Raw genomic sequence first — 16,670 nt, 5'->3', positions numbered from 1 at the left:
GGGTCTTCCTTGGTCAGTGGTTGGATGAGGCGTTGCTGCGTTGCAGAAGCTGATCGGCGGACAGTGCGTTGAGCTGGCGCACGATGCTGCGGTCCAGGTTGTAGACCCAGCGGTTGTAGTTGCGGTGGATCTTGCCGTCGTCATAGCCCAGTTCGCGGCTATCGCGGTAATCGATGCGGAACTGGCTGGCGCTGTAGTGAATATCCACGGCGGCGTAGAAGGTATTGCGCACGGTGATGTCGGCCTGAATGACCGAGGCGCCCACCGAACGGGCCGTCCAGCCACGCTCGACGATGGCCTTGAGGATCGCCTGCTGGACCTGCTGCTGGGTGTAAGGGGTGGCAGCAGCCAGTTGTTCCGAGGGGTTGAGCACCGGTTTGGAGGTACAACCGGCAAGGCCGGCCAGTACCAGCCCTAGTGCAGCGGCGCGTAGCAGTGAGGACATTCCTTGCGCTCCTATCGAGGGTCAGGGCCAGCGGCGGAAGATCAGCGATGTGTTGACCCCGCCGAAGGCAAAATTGTTGTTCATCACGAACCCGTGGCTCATGTGGCGGAACTCACCACGCAGGTAGTCCAGTTCGCCGCAGCGAGGGTCTACTGCGTCCAGGTTCAGCGTGTGCACATAGCGGTCGCTGTTCATCATTTCGATGCTGAACCAGGACTCCAGCGCACCGCACGCCCCCAGGGTATGGCCCAGGAAGCTCTTCTGCGAACTGAGGGGCATGCGTGGGCCAAACAGGCTGCTGGTGGCCAGGGTTTCGGCGATATCGCCTTGTTCGGTCGCGGTGCCATGGCCGTTCACATAGCCAATCGCCTCCGGTGCCAGGCCTGCGTCTTCGAGCGCCAGTTCCATGGCCCGGCGCATGGTCGACTGTTCGGGTCGGGTCGTGTGCTGGCCGTCGGCGTTGCTGCCGAAACCGATGATCTCGGCATGAATCTTCGCGCCTCGCGCCCGTGCATGCTCAAGCTCTTCGAGCACCAGCATGCCGGCGCCTTCGCCGATCACCAGGCCATCCCTGCCGCAGTCGTAGGGGCGCGGGCTGAGGTGCGGCGTGTCGTTCTTGAGGCTGGTGGCATAGAGCGCGTCGAAGACCATGGCCTCGGTCGGGCACAGTTCTTCGGCACCGCCGGCCAGCATCATCGGCAGGCGCCCGTACTTGATGGCTTCATAGGCATAACCAATGCCTTGGCTGCCGCTGGTGCAGGCACTGGACGTGGGGATCAGGCGCCCGGTCAGGCCGAAGAAAATGCTGATGTTGGCGGCGGTCGTATGCGGCATCATGCGCACATAGGAATTGGCGTTGAGCCCGTCGGCCACCGAGTTGAGCAGCATGTTGCCGAACGCCTTGATCTCGTCGGTACTGCCGGTGGATGAACCGCAGGCAACGCCCATGCGGCCATCGCGAATGCTCGGGTCGCCGAGCAAGCCTGCATCGGCGAGGGCCTGTTCAGCAGCGCCAACGGCCAGGCGCGACACCCGGCCCATGCTGCGAAGCTGCTTGCGCGTCCAGTGCGCCGGGACCTTGAAATCATCGATGGGCCCGGCCAGGCGCGTGTTCATTTCCTCGAAGCGGTCCCACTCGTCCATGCGGCGGATTCCACTGCGTTGGCTGGCGAAATGACCGGCAATGGTTGCCCAGTCGTTGCCCAGCGAGGTGATGCCGGCCATGCCGGTGACGACCACGCGGCGCATCAGCACAGCCCCCCGTTGACCGCCAGCACTTGGCGGGTGATGTAGCTGGCCTCCGGCGACATGAGGAAGTTGACGGCGCCTGCTACCTCTTCAGCGGTGCCCATGCGCCCGGCAGGGATCATCTTCATCAGTTCGTCCACCGGCACATGTTCGTCGAGCATGGCCGTGTCGATCAGCCCGGGCGCTACGCAGTTGACGGTGATGCGCCGCTTGCCCAGTTCGATTGCCAGGGCCTTGGCCGCCCCGATCAGGCCCGCCTTCGAAGCGCTGTAGTTGACCTGCCCGCGGTTGCCGATGAGCCCTGAAACCGAGGTGATGCAGACGATGCGGCCCGGCGCGCGGCGGCGGATCATGGGCATGGTCAGTGGCTGCAGCACATTGTAGAAACCGTCCAGGTTGGTCCGCAGCACCTGGTCCCAATCCTCGTCGGTCAGCGCGGGGAAAGCGCCATCGCGGGTCAGGCCGGCATTGCACACCACGCCGTAGTAGGCACCGTGCGCCTCCACGTCGGCTTCGAGCGCCAAGCGGCAGGCGGCGCGTTCGCCGATGTCGAACTGCAATACGCGCGCCTGCTGCCCCAGAGCACGCACTTGATCGGCCACCACGTCGGCTTCGGCCCGGCCGCTGCGGCAATGCAGTACCAGGTCGTAACCCGAACGTGCCAGGCGCAGGGCGATGGCACGGCCGATTCCACGGCTCGAACCGGTCACCAGGATGGTATCAGTCATGAAAGGGGCTCCTCAGGGCCCGCTTCGGCCAGGTAGCTGGCCGCTTGCGGCGGGCGGTACACATTCAGTCGGGCGGTGGCGTGGATGCCGGGGCCGCGCAGGTGACATTCGAAAACGCCCATGCCGTTCTCGTCTTCGAGCGAGCGTTGGGCATGGACATGCAATTGGGCGCCGGCCGGGAAAGACTCGACATCGCACGTGTACTTGCGGGCACCGAGCAAAAAACCCAGCTCGACGGCCTGGCCATTGCGTCGCGCCCGGCAACCGGCGTAGGCGGCGACGCTCTGGGCCATCAGCTCGATGCCGAACCAGGCCGGCAGGCTGCCATCGGCGCGATTGAACAGTGCGCCGGGCCGTACGGTGGTGCGGGTGCTGATCTGCTCCTCGTCACAGTGCTCGATGTGATCGATCAGGATCATGTCGCCAGCATGGGGCAGCAGCTCGGCCAGGGGCCAGGTGATCATGCGGTGTCTCCAAGAATCAGGCTGACGTTGTTGCCGCCGAAGGCGAACGAGTTGCTCATCAGTCGGCGTGGGCCATGGGTTGCCAGGCGCTGGCTGCCGTCGACCAGGGTCAGTTCAGGCAGGGCAGGGTCGGGCTGGCCGTCCCACAAGTGCGGCGGCAGCAAGCCCAACGGGTTGTGCCTGCTCAGGCTCAGCCAGCAGAACGCCGCCTCGAGCGCACCGGCAGCGCCCAGGGTATGGCCCGTCATCGGCTTGCTGGATGAGCACGGCAGGCCGGCGCCGAACAGGGTATCGACGGCCAGGCTTTCCATGGCATCGTTATGGGGCGTGGCGGTGCCGTGCAGGTTCAGGTAATGGATGTGCGCGGGCTCAAGCCCGGCATTGTCCAGCGCTTTGCCCATGCACTGCAAGGCACCGGCGCCAGTTGGGTCGGGCGCGGAGATGTGGTGGGCGTCGGAACTGGCGCCTGCGCCCAGCAGGGCGATGCGCTCGCCTTGCGCTTCGGGCGCGCGGGTCATCAAGAACAAGGCGGCAGCCTCGCCGATATTGATGCCGTCGCGGTTGGCCGAGAACGGATTGCAGCGGCGGTCGCTGATCGCCTCCAGGGCGCTGAACCCGTTGAGCGTGAGGTGACAGAGGCTGTCCACACCGCCGCACAACACCGCATCGCATACGCCCAGGTCCAGCAGACGCCGAGCGCTCAGCAGCGCGCGGCCGCTGGAGGTGCACGCGGTTGAAATCACATAGGCCGGCCCGCCGAGTTGCAGCCAGTCGGCGAGAAAGTCGGCCGGCGCGCTCAACACTTGCTGGGCATAGTGATAATCGGCCGGGAAGTGATCGCTCGCCAGGAAGTGGCCAATGGCGGCACTGCCTTCGGCGATGCCCGAGGTGCTGGTACCCAGGACCACCCCGACACGGTGGGCACCGTATTGCGTGATCGCCTGGCGCAGGGCGGGCTCGATCTGCAGCGCGGCGGCGTACAACAGCTGGTTGTTGCGGCTGTGCTGCTCCGGCAAGGGGACGGCTGGCAGCGGCTGCGTCACGGCGCCCACCGGAGGCTGGCGCTCGGGAATCCAGCCTGCGGCGGGCCGCATCCCTGAACAGTCGCCGGCAAACAGGCGTGCGGCGACGTCGGCCTGGCCATGGCCCAGGGCGCAGATCAGGCCCAGGGCATTGAGGTAGGCGGTCATGGTGTGTGCTCACGGGGCAGGGGGTCGATTACATAGCGCAGGCCTTGGTCCAGGTGCAAGTCAAACGCGTGGGCCGTGCGGTAGGTTACCCGCCAGCGCGCGCCCAGCCAACGCTGCCCCTGCTGCTCCCGGGCCTGGGGATACAACCGGGCCAGCTGGTCCTGGGGCGTGAGGGCGAACAGCATGGCGGCGAACAACTCGCGGGCCGCCGGGTTGGGTGGCAGCAAGCCGTCGGCCTGCCATTGCTGGCCGTCCAGCACTTGTCGCGCCTGGGGAATACCCAGCAGGTCGAGCAGCGACCAGCGCAGACGGCCGCCCTCATCCTGGATCACCAGTAGCCAGTCCTGGCGCTGCCCGGCCTGGGTGCGCTCAACATGCAGTTGCTGCGGCAGGGCAAGCGGCGGAAGGGATGCGGGCAGTGGTGCCCTGGCGGCGCAGGCACCGAGCATCAGGCAAACGGCAAGCGCCATCCAGGGTTTCATGCGTGCTCCAGGGGCTTGCGAGCCACTACATTGACCAGCGTTTCATCGCGTTCGCCGACCGGTGGAGGCTTGCGCAGGCCCAGGCGCTCCAGCAGGCCGAAGTCCTTGGCCCGGCTCCACCACAGGTAGGGATAGGACACGTTGTCGGGCCCGAACGCGAACCCCTGCACGCGCAGCATGTGCAGATAGCCCTCGGCGCTTTTCTGCACATGCATGGGGTGACGGAAGAACCAGCGGATGACCCAGGTATCGATATAGGCTTGCGTGGATTCGGCGAACAGCAGGTAGCCGCCTGGTTTAAGTACGCGGTAGAACTCGGCCAGGGCCTTTTCCTGCTCGACCAGGTGATGGAAGGTCTGGTGGCAGAACAGTACATCGATGCTGGCATCGGGGTAGGGCAGGTTGGCGCAGTCACCGCCTGACAACTCCACCTCGATGCCGAGGCGCTTGGCCTCGGCTGCGCTGAGGTCGAGGCTGTGCGGATCGGCGTCGGTGCCCAGCAGCCTGGAGGGGGCGAATACCCGCTGCAGGTGCTTGAACGACTTGCCCTGCCCGCAGCCGGCATCGAGCAGAACCGGCGCCTGGGGAAGGGCGCCTGCGAAGAGCCGGGCGAGGTCATCGATCGCCACCCGCAGCACGTGATGCTGCCAGGTGTGGCTGCTCAGGAAGCGAAACCCGATGCGGGTTTCTTCCACATAAGTCTCGCTCAAGAACGGGCGCTGGGTCATGGGGTGTCCCTTGCGCACAGTTCGGCCAGGGTACGCAGCCGGCGCCGCGGCTCGGCGACGAACGGGTTACGTGTATCCCAGGCATACCCGGCCAGTATGGAGCTGATCATGGCGCGAATCTCCGGTGAGCTGCCGGGGTGATAGATCACATCCTGGAAACTGCCGTCGTACCAGCCTTCCACGTATACACGGAAGGTATCCACGCCACGCTGCAGCGGCTCGGCAAACGCGCTCTGCCAGTCCACTGCCTCCCCTTGCAGTTGGCGGTGCAGCAGGCCGGCAGCCATGCTGGCAGAGCGCATGGCGATGGTGACACCGGAGGAGAACACCGGGTCAAGGAATTCCGCTGCATTGCCCAGCAGGGCGTAGCCCGGCCCATGCAGCGCCTTCACGTTGGCCGAATAGCCGCCGATGGTGCGAGCCGGGGTGTCCCAGACTGCATTGGCCAGCACCTTGGCCAGGCCAGGCGCTTGCGCCACGAAGTGCTTCAGGCACGCATCGAGGTCGTCAGGGGCAGCGGCAAAGCGCTCAGCGGCAGCCACTACCCCCAACGAGGTGCGGCCATCACTGAAGGGAATGGTCCAGAACCAGACGTCACGGTGCTCGGGGTGGGTGGTGATGAGGATCTTGTCGCGATCGAAGCCGGGGTGGTCGATGCGGTCTTCGATATGCGTGAAGACCGCTTTGCGCACTGGGAAAGCGGACGGGGCTTCAAGGTCCAGCAGGCGCGGCAGCACGCGGCCGTAGCCGCTGGCATCCAGGACGAACTGGGCCTGGAGCAGGTACTCGCTGCCATCGGGCCGGCGCACCACCACCTGCGGCTGTGGCCCGCCCATGTCGGCGCTGACAACTTCATGCTCGTAGCGGATTTCCACGCCCTGAGCCTGGGCCTGGTCGGCCAGTATCTGGTCGAAGTGGGCACGCTGCACCTGGAAGGTGCTGGTCTTGCCTGGCGTGAAGGTCTGCCCGAAGTCGAAGGCGGTGTATTCGTCGCCCCAGGCGAATGCAGCGCCATTCTTGTACTGGAAACCTGCCGCCTGCACGGCGTCCAGCATGCCCGCATCTTCGACGAAGTCCAGGCAGTGCGCCAGCAGGCTTTCGCCGATGGAAAAACGCGGGAAACGCTGACGCTCGATCACCAGTACGTCGTGCCCGCTGCGCTTGAGCAAGGCCGCCGCGATGGCGCCGGAAGGCCCGGCGCCGATGACCAGGACCTCGCGTTGTTGGGTTTCAAGGTTTGGCATGCGGGCTCCTTGCCATGGGTTCTGTGTTGAGTGGAAGGCGATGAAGGCCGGCCAGCGCCGGCATCAGGGTGGCGACCAGGCTCATCAGCATGAGCGCGAAGTACACCGCTGGGGTGATCAACTGCTGGGAAAGCAGCAGGTTGAGGAAAACGATTTCACTGAGGCCGCGAATGTTCAGCAGCAGGCTCTCGCGCCATTTGCCGGCAGCGCCGGGCGACGGAGCAGCCCAGCACAGGCCCAGCCAGTTGCCCAGCAACTTGCTGACGATCGGAAGCACCAGCAGGGCAACTAGCTGCCACGCGTCCAACTGCCCCAAGGCTTGATGGGCATCGATCTGCACCACGCCGTAGGTCAGGATCATGGGTACCGCCAAACCCTGCTGCACGCGGCGATTGTACCGCTCTGGCAGCGGCAATGCCGCCGCCACCTTCAGCCAGGCCAGGCACGCCAGATAGCCAACCCCCAGCACCAGTGCGTTGAGCTTGTAGTGTTCGGCAATGAACAACAGCACCAGGAACAACGCGCCATACAGCGAAGGCGCACGCAAACCCAGTGCGTGCAACGGCCACGGCAGCAGTGCCGCCAATAGCGGCAAGGCCAGTGTGCCGGGGTCTAGGCTGCCCTGGCCTACCCCTAGCAACAGCCAGCATGCCAGGTCGATCAGGATGGCAGCCTGCAACAACCGCCGGCTGGCCGCCGGGGGATAACCGATTGCCTGGAGATACAGGTAGAGCACCGGTATGGCGGTGATCGCGAACACCAGCCCCAGTGCCAGTGCACCGACACCGCTCAGCCCTATCACCCAGAAGGCACAGGCAATACCGCAGGCGAACGGCAGCAGGAAACTGGGTGCGGCAAGTTTCAGCGCCTGGCGGTCCGGGCGCAGCGCCAGCACGTCGATCAGAATGTGGCCGAGCAACAGGGCGAAACTACCGCCGTAGAGCGTTTTTACCCATGCCGGTGCGATCAGCGCAGTGCCCTCCAAGCGCCAATGCGGCGTCACCCACAGGCCCATCAAGGCAGGGAGCACCAGCGCTGCCAGCAACAGATGGCTGACGATCGGGATCAACCCGAGGCGCTTGCCCAGCCTGTTGGCCAGGGTGAAGAGCGCCAGCGCCAGCGCCCAGAAGATAACGATCATCATGAGCGGTCGTGCGCTCCCTCGCGGGGCGCTGCCCAAGGCGCCAGCAGGAAGCTGAACACCAGCCCCAGGCTCACCGCCACGCCAAAGTTGCTGACGGCCGGCGTGCTGGACAGGGCCAGCAGGCCGAACGACAGCCACGTGGTCAATGCAGCCAGCAAGGTTCCGAGCAGGCTCACCGCGGCGCCGCCGATGCGCTCATGCATGAGGATGGCGTAGTCGACGCTGATGGCTGTCACCAGCAGTAGCCCGAACAGGCTGAACAGTGTCAACGGCTCGCCCAGCCAGCCGAGGCTCGCCAGGCTGCACAGAGCAGCCAGCAGCGGCAGGGCCACGATGCGCAAAGAGCCCCGCAACCCGAAAGGCACGGCCAGCAGCATCAAGATCAACGCGCACGAAAGCAGTTTGAGCTCCGCTGCGCTGACCTGGGTGGCGGCGAACAACTGGTTCAGCTCGCCGAGACGATCAACCAGCTGCACACCGGGCAGGTCCTGCGTCTGCAACCGCAACAGGGCGGCGTCAGACAAGCCTTGCAGGCTGACGATGGCAGCAACGCCGTCACCTGCGCTGCCCAGCCACAAGGGTCGCCATGCCTCGCCCAACGGGCCTGCCAGCACGTCGTCGATGCGCTGCAGTGGCAGTGCGCGCAGTTGCGCGACTTCAGCCTCTAGGGCCGCTTGGGGAACGCCAAGCGCCAGCAGCGGCTGCCAGTGCTCCGGTAGCGCAGCCAAGGCCTCGCGCACCTGTGCTTGCTCGGCAGGGGTAGCGACCAGTTGGCCGAGGCTCATGTAGCCCTTGAGCTTGTCCAGCGCCACCAACTCGTCCAGCTTGGCCCCCAGCTGCTGGGTGCGTTCGAGCAATTGCTGCTGGTCGGCAGCCCGCACCAGGTAGAACTGGCTGGTGGGCTGGTAACCGGTGATGCGTGCTACTGCCTGGGCTTGCTGCAACAGCTGCGGCGGCGTGCCCACCCATTGGCGGATATCGTTGTGGGTCTGCAGGTGCCAGAGGCCGCTGGCGCAGAACAGCAGTAGCAGGGCCAGCAACGCTGCGCTCGGCACTTTGCGCAGCAATGCCTCACGCCAGCGGGTGAGCGCCTGGGCGATACGCATCGGCCAATCCGCGGGTTGCAGTTGAGCCCTGGTCAGTAGGGCCGGAACCAGGCACACCGCACTAAGGTAGGCGCCCATCAGACCAGCGGCGGAGAAAACGGCAATCTGGGTCAGCGCCGGGAATGGGGTGAAGGCCAATGCCAGATAGCCGATGCAACTGGTGGCCAGGCTCAGGCTCATGCCTGGCAGGGTCAGGCGCACGGCCGTCCAGCTTTGCCAGGGCTTGAGGCTCCAGCTCTTGGTCAGATAATGCAGCGGATAGTCTATCGCGACGCCGATCAGGCTGGAGCCCAGGACCAGGGTCATGACGTGCATCTGGCCGAACACTGCCACGCACACCACTGAGCCAAACAGCATGCCGACCAGCACGGGCACGAACGCCAGCAGCGCGCGCACGCTGCGCAGGGCCAGCAATAGCAACAGCAAGATACCCAGCGTTGCCCCGCCGCCTACCCAGGTGATCTCCCGGCTGGCTTGCTGCTGGCCGGCGGCGGCGTGCAGCAGGCCGCTGGCGGCCAGCAACCGCGCATCGACGGCGCTTGCCTGCACACGCCCCTGTGCCAGCAAATCCGCCACCTGTAGGGGCAGATGCATGTCGAAGGCATTGCCCAGGGTGCGCGCGCGCACCAGCACCCAGTAATACCCTTCGGCCTGGGCAATCAAGGCACCGCTGGCGGTGTCCAGTTCCACGTTCGCGGGCTTGGGCTGGGCATTCTGGATGCGCCCGGTCAGCCCTAACCAGTCGTCCTGGCCCGGCACCAGGCTAAACCCTGCGAAGGGGTCGACCAGGCTCTGGACGCGCTGCGCCACGAAGGCGTCCGGCTGCTGCTGCAATTGTTGCCGGTCAGATGCCGGCAGCATGGCCAGGCGACCTTTGAGCAACTGGTCTCGCACCGCCTGCAGGTCGGTGTCCAGGCTCCACTGCACCTTTTCGAACAGGCCACTGGCCTGCCACTGATCCGCCAACCGTTGTGCCAGCGCCACTGCCTGTGGTCGCTGAGCGTGGCCGACCAGAAGCAGCAACTCGCGGTTCAGTGGCTCCTGCATCCGCTGCTCGGCCTGTTGCACCAGAGGATCCTGGGTCGCGCCGGGCACCAGCGCCATCAAGTCGGCAGACAAGGGCGCGCCGCGGTGCCACTGCCAGCCGGCCATGGCCAGCATGATCAGCAGCACGAAGACGAACAGGCGTGGCAACTGGCGTTCAGTCGGCAAAGTCACTGCGCTCCATGTCGCTCAGCTCGGCCGCGCCGGTGCTTTCAGGCAGGCGCAATACCGTGCTGTCGCCTTGGGTCTCGCTCAGCTCGATGCGCTGCACGAAACGCCCACCGCTGATGTCGATGCGGCTGAAGATTTGCTTGAGCAGCAACGAGCGTGGGGTCAGACGCAGCTGCCACTGGGTTGCATCGCCGCTCAACGCCAGTTCGAAATCACGCTGCAGCCCGGTGCTGTCACCTTGCAGCACGGCAAAGAACAGCTGGTTTTGCTGCGCACCGGCGCTGCGGCTTGGCAGCACTTGCCAGCCGCTCGGGTCGCGCCGGGCAATGCCCTGGGCGTCGATCCGGTAGTCCTGACGCAAGGGGGTATGCAGCATCCAGAGCAGGCCATGATCACGGGCAAGCACGAACTCACCCTCGCTCAGCAAGGGCTGGGGCAGGGCACGCAGGTGTTTTTCCTGAATGAATGGGCCCTTGACCACCGCAGGTGCGCTGAGCTGGCGTTGCAGGTCGTCCAGGTCGAAGGCTGCGCTCAAGGGGCTGACGATCAGCACCGCCAACGTTGCCAGCACGCGGGCCAGCCGTTTTAGCGCAGGGGTCATGGCAACACCTGCTGCACGGCATCGAGCATGGCCTGCGGCGAGGCCAGCTGCATCTCGCCACTGTCGATGTGCACGGCCACCTGAACCGTACTGGCACGGGTCATGCGCTCCCCGGTCACGGCATCGCTGATCAGGTAATGCAGCTTCAGGCGGTTTTCCCATTCCACCAGGCTGGCTCTCACAATCAGGCGCTGGCCGAAGGTGGCGCCGCGCATGTAGCGCAGCTGCAGGTCGATCACCGGCCATGCATAGCCGCTGGCCTGCATCTGCACATAGTTGTGCGCCAGGCGGTCGAGCAGGGCGCATCGTGCCACTTCCAGGTACTTCACATAATGGCCATGCCAGACCACATGCATGCTGTCGACATCGAAAAACGGCACGATGACCTCGGTGTCGACGTGGAAAACGCCAGGGTTACGCATGCAGCCTCCAGTGACGTTGACCGATGCGCACCAGGCAGTGGCGCAGGTCGCCTTCAAGGGCGCGGTCTTCGATGACCGGCGCGAACTCCTGCAGCAACGCCTCGTGCATCTGCGCCAGCGCAGGGGGCAACGCGTGTGCCTGAGCCTGCTGGCTGCGCAACCAAACGCCCTGATTGGCGGCCAGCAGTGCCGCGGCGGCGACTTGCTCGGTCAGCTCCAGGACCCGCAGGGCATCGCGGGCGGCGATGGTGCCCATGCTCACCTTGTCCTGGTTGTGGCATTCGGTTGAGCGCGAAAACACGCTGGCGGGCATGGTCTGCTTGAGCGCTTCGGCGGTCCACGCGCTGGCCCCGATCTGCACAGCCTTGAACCCATGGTTGATCATGGCGCGCTCGGCCGGTGCGCCCGACAGGTTGCTCGGCAGGCCGTGGTTGTAACGCACATCCACCGCCAGCGCGAGCTGTCGATCGAGCAGGTCGGCCACGTTGGCGACGAGGGTTTTGAGGCTGTCCATGGCAAAGGCGATGTGCCCGCCGTAGAAATGCCCACCGTGCAGCACGCGCTCGGCATCACCGTCGATGATCGGGTTGTCGTTGGCGCTGTTGAGCTCGGTCTCGATGAAACCGCGCAACCAGCCCAGGCTGTCGGCCAGCACCCCCAGGACATGCGGCGCGCAGCGTAGCGAATAGCGGTCCTGCAGGCGGTGCAAGGGCGGCAGGGGGGCGTCGATCGCCAGGTCCTGGCGCAGCCAGGCGGCGACCTGCGCCTGGCCAGGGTGCGGCTTGGCGGCGAACAGGCGCTCGTCAAAGTGCTCGGGGTTGCCTTGCAAGGCAACCACGTTCAATGCAGTGATCCGGGTTGCCAGGTGCAGAAGATAATCGGCGCGGGCAAATGCCAGGCACGCAAGGCCGGTCATCACTGCCGTGCCGTTCATCAGGGCCAGGGCTTCCTTGGGCCTGAGCACCAGGGGCTGCCAGCCCAGTTCGTGGTGCACGTCGGCGCTGCGGCGGCGTTGACCCTGGAACATCACCTCGCGCTCGCCCGAGAGCGTCGCGGCTACGTAGGACAGCGGGGTAAGGTCGCCACTGGCGCCTACCGAACCTTCTTCGGGGATCAGCGGCAGGATGTCGTGGGCAATGAAGTCGCGCAGGCGCTCGAGCAGTTCCAGGCGAACACCCGATACGCCGTGGCTGAGTGAACGCAGGCGTGCAGCCAGCACTGCGCGAGTGGCCGAGGCGTCCAGCAGCTTGCCGAGGCCGCAACCGTGGAAGGTGTAGAGGTGGCGTGGCAGCGCCTCGACGTGTTCAAGCGGCACGGCCACGACACAGGAGTCACCGTAGCCGGTGGTCACGCCGTAGATCACCCCTTCCTTGTCGAGCAGGGTGTCGAGAAAGCGCGCCCCGCGGGCAATGCGCTCGCGGTAGGCAGCATCGTCCTGCAGGTGCGCCGTGGCACGGCCTTCGGCCAGCGCCACGACGTCTTCGATAGCCAGCGGCGATTCGCCGAACGTGACAGGTTCATGCGCTTGCATCGTCATCGGTCTTCCAGAAAGGGTAGAAATTGAACCACTGCAGGGGCGCGCGCGTGCAGTAGTGGCCCAGGCGATCGGCGTAGCGGGCGGCCCATTGGGCGATGACTTGATCGCGCTGGCCACGTCGCCATTGCAGGCGTTCGGCAAAGGGCTCGAGGGTGACGTGATAGCGGCCGTCATGCTTGAGGCAGAACAGCAGGTTGAGCGGACACTCGAGCATGCCTGCCAGTAACCATGGGCCCTGCGGGAAGGCGGCGCGATGGCCTAGAAAGTCCACCTCGACAGTGCGCCCGCCATGCAGCGGCACGCGATCCCCAGCGATTGCCAGCCATTCGCCGCGCTCCAGGCGCTCGGACAGTTGCAGCATCACCGCAGGGTCCAGCTCGCTGACCTGGATCAGTCGCAGGTTGGTGGCTCCAGCCTCGCCCAGCAGGCGGTTGAAGCGCTCGGCATGGCGGGTGTGCACCAGCACGTTCATGGTCACCTGCTCGCCGATTTCGGCCAGGGCCCGGCAGACTTCCAGGTTGCCCAGGTGGGCACCCACCAGCATCTGCCCGCGAGCGCCGCGCAGTTGCCGGCGCAAGCCGGCCGGGTCGTGGATTTCGATATCCTCGATGCGCAGCTTGCCGTTCCACACGTCAAGCTTGTCCAGCAGGGCCTCGGCAAAGGCCATGAACTGACGAAAGACCTGCCATGAGCTTGGGGCAGGCGTCTGCCCGGCGTTCCATTGGTGCAAGCGTTGCTGGTACTGCCACGCGCTGCGGCGGGCGCGGCGACCGAACAGGAAGAAGTACGCGACGATCAGGTGGATCAATGGGCTGAGCACACGGCGGCCAAGCAACCGTACCAGGGTGGCGGTCAGCTTCATCAGCCAGAAGCTGCCCCGCTCCTGGTGGTCGGCCCAGTGCTGTGACGGTGTGCTCATGACCGCCACCGTCGCCAGAGAATCGCAGGTGCTCGCACCAGCATGCCGAAGAACAGCTTGGCGTGCATCTTGGAGATCAGTGCGTTGTCATGGACCAGGCGAAAATGTGACAGGCCATCCTGTGGATAATGTACCCGCGTCGGCAACCAGCGCATCGGTTGGTTGCGCCAGGCCAGGCGCACGAGGATTTCCGGGTCGAAGTCCATGCGCTTGCCAAGGCGCACGTTGTCGATCAGGGCCAGCGTGGCTGGCAGCGGATAGACCCGAAACCCGCACATGGAATCGGGAATCTGCAACGACAGGCTGTTGATCCACACCCAGACGTGGGTCAGGTAACGCGCGTACAGCCGCCCTTTGGGCACACTGGCGTCGTATTGTGGATAACCGCACACCAGTGCCTGGGGGGCATGGCGGGAATGCTCCAGAAACGTCTGCACATCGCCCAGGTCGTGCTGGCCATCGGCATCGACCTGCAACGCATGACTGAAGCCCAGTCGCGCCGCCTCGCGCAGGCCGGCCATGACTGCGCCGCCCTTGCCCTGATTGACAGGCAGGGTGACCAGGAACACATCCCTCTGTTCGGCCAGCCGGGCGAGCACCTGCGCGCAGCCTGCATCGCTGGCATCGTCGACCAGCACGCAGGGCAGGCCCGCGCGCAGCAAATCGTCCACCACCGCCGGGACGGCCTGTTCGTGGTTGTAGACCGGGATCACCGCGCAGGGCTTATGCACAGGCGTTCTCCAACAGAACCCGGCCGCTCGAACACGGTTGACCGGCACAGGTGAAGGCGAAGTAAAGCTTGCCGCGTGACGTGTCCAGGCGAAGGCTCAGCGCCAGCTCATCGCCGGGCCGCACCAACTGCTGGAACTTGAGCACCTCCATGCCTGCAAAGCGCAGCGGCGACTCGGTCAGCTCAGCGGCCAGCGCGACGGCCCAGTCGATCTGGACCACACCGGGCAACACCGGCGTGCGGGGAAAATGCCCTGGGAAACAGGCAAGGTCCAGGGGCACGCCGAGCTTGAGCTGGAGCTCGTCACCTTCGCGGTGCTGCTCCAGCACATGCGGGGCCATGCTGCGAGGCGCCAGCAGCAATGCCTGCAGCGCAGCCTGGGTCAGCTTGCCCTGGTTGTTGAGCGGCAAGTGCTGCACCAGGCGCCAACGGCGTGGCAGTGCCAGCGCCTCGCAGTGGCCTGCCAGGTGGCTGCGCAGGGCGTCGACCAAGGCCCGCCGCCCCTGGTTGCGCAGGGCGTGCAGGCCTGCGGGGGTCGGCACCAGCACGGCGCCCAGGCTGGCCCGGCCGTTTTCGATCATGCCAAGACGTGCTTCAGACACCCATGGATGCGTGCACAAGGCCTGTTCGAGCATGGGGAGCGAAATTCGTTTTTCTTCGAGCTTGACGATCCGATCCAGTCGCCCCAGCAAGCGAAAGCGCCCGTCGGACGAGAATTCGACGGCGTCGGCGCTGTGTTCCACATGCCCCGCTGGGAGGTAGGGCGAGGCGATGCACAGCGCCCCCTGATCATTCTGGCTGAGCTGTACACCGGCAAACGGCTGCCACAACGACTGCCCCTGGCGCCAGGCGATCCCGCCAGTCTCCGAGCTGCCGAGGATTTCTGCCGGCCATTGGCCCAGCCGCTGGTGCAGGCGCTCGGCTGCATCGGCGGGCAACTCACCGCCCGACGAGAACACCTTGCGCACCGGTTGCAGGGCTGGCCAGTCGAGGTTTTCTCCCATGCGCTTGAGCAGCGCCGGGCTGGCGACCCAGGCAAAGGCCGGGTGGGCGCGGCTGGCCCGTTGCAGGTCCTCGGGGAACGGCAATTGGCGGCGCTCGAACCCGCGCCCGGCGCACAAGGGCCACAGCACGCGGAACAGAAGGCCGTAGATGTGCTGGGTAGCGACGCTGCCGATGATCCAGGCAGGGCCCAGAGCCTTGCCCCACAGGTGCTCCAGCGCATTCACCTCGTTGGCCAGTTGCGTGACCTGCTTGTCGATGCGCTTGGGCTCGCCGCTTGACCCGGAGGTACACAGGCTGATGCGGCACCGGGCCAGATCCAGGACGGCAGGTGGCAAAGGCGCGTCCAGCAAGCTGTTGGGCGATGTGTCCTCAGCCAGATCCGTGAGCCACAGGTCTACGTGGGCATTCCAGCGCTCGCGGGTGGCCGGTTGCAGGTCGGCCGGTAGCAAGACCTCGACCTCGGCCCGCCATGCACCGAGCAGGACGGCGGCCAGTTGCGCGGCGTCCTCCAGGTGCACCGCCAACCGGCGTACACCCCGCGCACGCAGGCCACCGGCCAGGCGCAGCGCCTGCTGGCTCAGTTCGGCGTGGTCCAGGGCGGGGGCTTGGGTCACCTGGCGCGGCGCATCCAGCGGCAGCAGCAGGTGTTCGAGGTTGATCCAGTTCATGAGCGTCCTCGCACACGTTGTCTAATCAGCCATTCGAGGGCGAACAGCACGCCCATCGCGGCATAGGCGATCACGCCGTTGTAGAGCGTCCACCAGCCCAACGGCGCCCACAGCGTAAGGGCGGCCGCGATCAGGCCGTTGAGCAGGAAGAACAGGCACCAGGCCTGGGTGACCTGCCGGGTATAACGCACAGCGCGCGGCGGCAGCGCCGGGTCGCTCAAGCGTGCCAGGCGTTCGGCCACCGGTATGCCGTGCACCAGGCTGCTACCGAACAGCCCCAGCATGAAGGTACTGATGAGCACCGGATACCAACGCAGCAGTGCCTGGCTGTCCGATAGCCCCAGCAGCCCACAGAACACCAAGGCGGCGATTGCCATCCACAGGCTGCCGGGACGGCGAGGCGCGCTCAGCGCACGTGCCAGCCAGAGGCCGCCGAGCAGCAGGCCAAATTGCCAGGGGGCGTAGTGCGCCATGCCGAAATGCACGGCGAACGGATACAGCAGCCCGGCGATCAGCAGGCCGGCGCCGATCAGTCGCTTCATGCCGCCGGGTTCACCAGGCGGAACACAGCCTCGACCACGTCGTTGACGGTACGCACCGACTTGAACTCGTCAGCGGCGATCTTCTTGCCTGTCTGGCGCTTGATGTGATCGATCAGGTCGACGGCGTCGATGCTGTCGATCTCCAGATCCTGGTAGAGGTTGGCGTCCAGGCTAACGCGCTCAGGCTCGAGCTCGAACAATTCGACCAGGGCGTCGCGCAGAATGTTGAAGATGTCTTCACGGGTTTGCATG

The 16,670-nt window shown here is 65.7% G+C and carries 18 protein-coding genes; all 18 read right to left on the bottom strand.

The window, feature by feature from the left end; all coding sequences use genetic code 11:
• Nucleotides 1-13: 13 nt before the first annotated feature.
• The 18 genes from FS767_RS02440 to FS767_RS02355 are packed head-to-tail and all read right to left on the bottom strand — an operon-like array spanning nt 14 to nt 16,669.
• On the bottom strand, nt 14-445 hold the full coding sequence (locus FS767_RS02440; protein ID WP_058638111.1) for a hypothetical protein: 432 nt from the start codon (nt 443-445) through the stop codon (nt 14-16).
• Nucleotides 446-466: 21 nt separating this feature from the next.
• Entirely contained in the window at nt 467-1,693 is a 1,227-nt protein-coding gene (locus FS767_RS02435; RefSeq protein ID WP_058638110.1) for a beta-ketoacyl-ACP synthase, read from the bottom strand.
• Nucleotides 1,693-2,421: a 3-oxoacyl-ACP reductase FabG gene (gene fabG, locus FS767_RS02430; protein WP_144964063.1), complete on the bottom strand. Its 729-nt coding sequence runs from the start codon at nt 2,419-2,421 to the stop codon at nt 1,693-1,695. The genes FS767_RS02435 and fabG overlap by 1 nt, the downstream gene beginning before the upstream one ends.
• A complete protein-coding gene (locus FS767_RS02425) occupies nt 2,418-2,885 on the bottom strand; it encodes a hotdog family protein (protein ID WP_023532704.1) in 468 nt (155 codons plus the stop codon). The genes fabG and FS767_RS02425 overlap by 4 nt, the downstream gene beginning before the upstream one ends.
• Nucleotides 2,882-4,075, bottom strand: coding sequence for a beta-ketoacyl-[acyl-carrier-protein] synthase family protein (locus FS767_RS02420; RefSeq protein ID WP_144964062.1), 1,194 nt, complete (start codon nt 4,073-4,075; stop codon nt 2,882-2,884). The genes FS767_RS02425 and FS767_RS02420 overlap by 4 nt, the downstream gene beginning before the upstream one ends.
• Entirely contained in the window at nt 4,072-4,557 is a 486-nt protein-coding gene (locus FS767_RS02415) for a DUF3261 domain-containing protein (RefSeq protein WP_144964061.1), read from the bottom strand. Before FS767_RS02415 ends, FS767_RS02420 begins: the two co-directional genes overlap by 4 nt.
• On the bottom strand, nt 4,554-5,285 hold the full coding sequence (locus tag FS767_RS02410; protein ID WP_144964060.1) for a class I SAM-dependent methyltransferase: 732 nt from the start codon (nt 5,283-5,285) through the stop codon (nt 4,554-4,556). The genes FS767_RS02415 and FS767_RS02410 overlap by 4 nt, the downstream gene beginning before the upstream one ends.
• Entirely contained in the window at nt 5,282-6,529 is a 1,248-nt protein-coding gene (locus tag FS767_RS02405; protein ID WP_144964059.1) for an NAD(P)/FAD-dependent oxidoreductase, read from the bottom strand. The genes FS767_RS02410 and FS767_RS02405 overlap by 4 nt, the downstream gene beginning before the upstream one ends.
• Nucleotides 6,516-7,673, bottom strand: coding sequence for a sodium:proton antiporter (locus tag FS767_RS02400; protein WP_144964058.1), 1,158 nt, complete (start codon nt 7,671-7,673; stop codon nt 6,516-6,518). The genes FS767_RS02405 and FS767_RS02400 overlap by 14 nt, the downstream gene beginning before the upstream one ends.
• Nucleotides 7,670-9,991, bottom strand: a complete 2,322-nt coding sequence (locus FS767_RS02395) for an MMPL family transporter (protein ID WP_178102702.1) — start codon at nt 9,989-9,991, stop codon at nt 7,670-7,672. Before FS767_RS02395 ends, FS767_RS02400 begins: the two co-directional genes overlap by 4 nt.
• Nucleotides 9,981-10,595, bottom strand: coding sequence for an outer membrane lipoprotein carrier protein LolA (locus FS767_RS02390; protein ID WP_058602937.1), 615 nt, complete (start codon nt 10,593-10,595; stop codon nt 9,981-9,983). The genes FS767_RS02395 and FS767_RS02390 overlap by 11 nt, the downstream gene beginning before the upstream one ends.
• Complete coding sequence (locus FS767_RS02385; protein WP_144964056.1) at nt 10,592-11,017, bottom strand: thioesterase family protein; 426 nt, start codon at nt 11,015-11,017, stop codon at nt 10,592-10,594. Before FS767_RS02385 ends, FS767_RS02390 begins: the two co-directional genes overlap by 4 nt.
• A complete protein-coding gene (gene hutH, locus FS767_RS02380; RefSeq protein WP_371921572.1) occupies nt 11,010-12,554 on the bottom strand; it encodes a histidine ammonia-lyase in 1,545 nt (514 codons plus the stop codon). The genes FS767_RS02385 and hutH overlap by 8 nt, the downstream gene beginning before the upstream one ends.
• Nucleotides 12,535-13,473, bottom strand: coding sequence for a glycosyl transferase (locus FS767_RS02375; RefSeq protein WP_144964055.1), 939 nt, complete (start codon nt 13,471-13,473; stop codon nt 12,535-12,537). Before FS767_RS02375 ends, hutH begins: the two co-directional genes overlap by 20 nt.
• On the bottom strand, nt 13,470-14,204 hold the full coding sequence (locus tag FS767_RS02370; protein ID WP_144964054.1) for a glycosyltransferase family 2 protein: 735 nt from the start codon (nt 14,202-14,204) through the stop codon (nt 13,470-13,472). The genes FS767_RS02375 and FS767_RS02370 overlap by 4 nt, the downstream gene beginning before the upstream one ends.
• On the bottom strand, nt 14,197-15,876 hold the full coding sequence (locus FS767_RS02365; protein ID WP_144964053.1) for an AMP-binding protein: 1,680 nt from the start codon (nt 15,874-15,876) through the stop codon (nt 14,197-14,199). Before FS767_RS02365 ends, FS767_RS02370 begins: the two co-directional genes overlap by 8 nt.
• The gene (locus FS767_RS02360; protein ID WP_144964052.1) at nt 15,873-16,418 is read right to left on the bottom strand and encodes a hypothetical protein; all 546 of its coding nucleotides are present in this window, start codon (nt 16,416-16,418) and stop codon (nt 15,873-15,875) included. The genes FS767_RS02365 and FS767_RS02360 overlap by 4 nt, the downstream gene beginning before the upstream one ends.
• Nucleotides 16,415-16,669 carry an acyl carrier protein gene (locus FS767_RS02355; RefSeq protein WP_058602944.1) on the bottom strand — a complete coding sequence of 85 codons (255 nt, stop codon included), beginning with the start codon at nt 16,667-16,669 and terminating at the stop codon, nt 16,415-16,417. The genes FS767_RS02360 and FS767_RS02355 overlap by 4 nt, the downstream gene beginning before the upstream one ends.
• Nucleotide 16,670 lies beyond the last annotated feature (1 nt).

Source organism: Pseudomonas sp. DE0010, from assembly GCF_007680745.1.
Classification (GTDB): domain Bacteria; phylum Pseudomonadota; class Gammaproteobacteria; order Pseudomonadales; family Pseudomonadaceae; genus Aquipseudomonas; species Aquipseudomonas parafulva_B.
The sequence above is the reverse complement of the archived record's forward strand: the minus strand, read 5'-3'. Positions and strand labels throughout refer to the sequence as shown.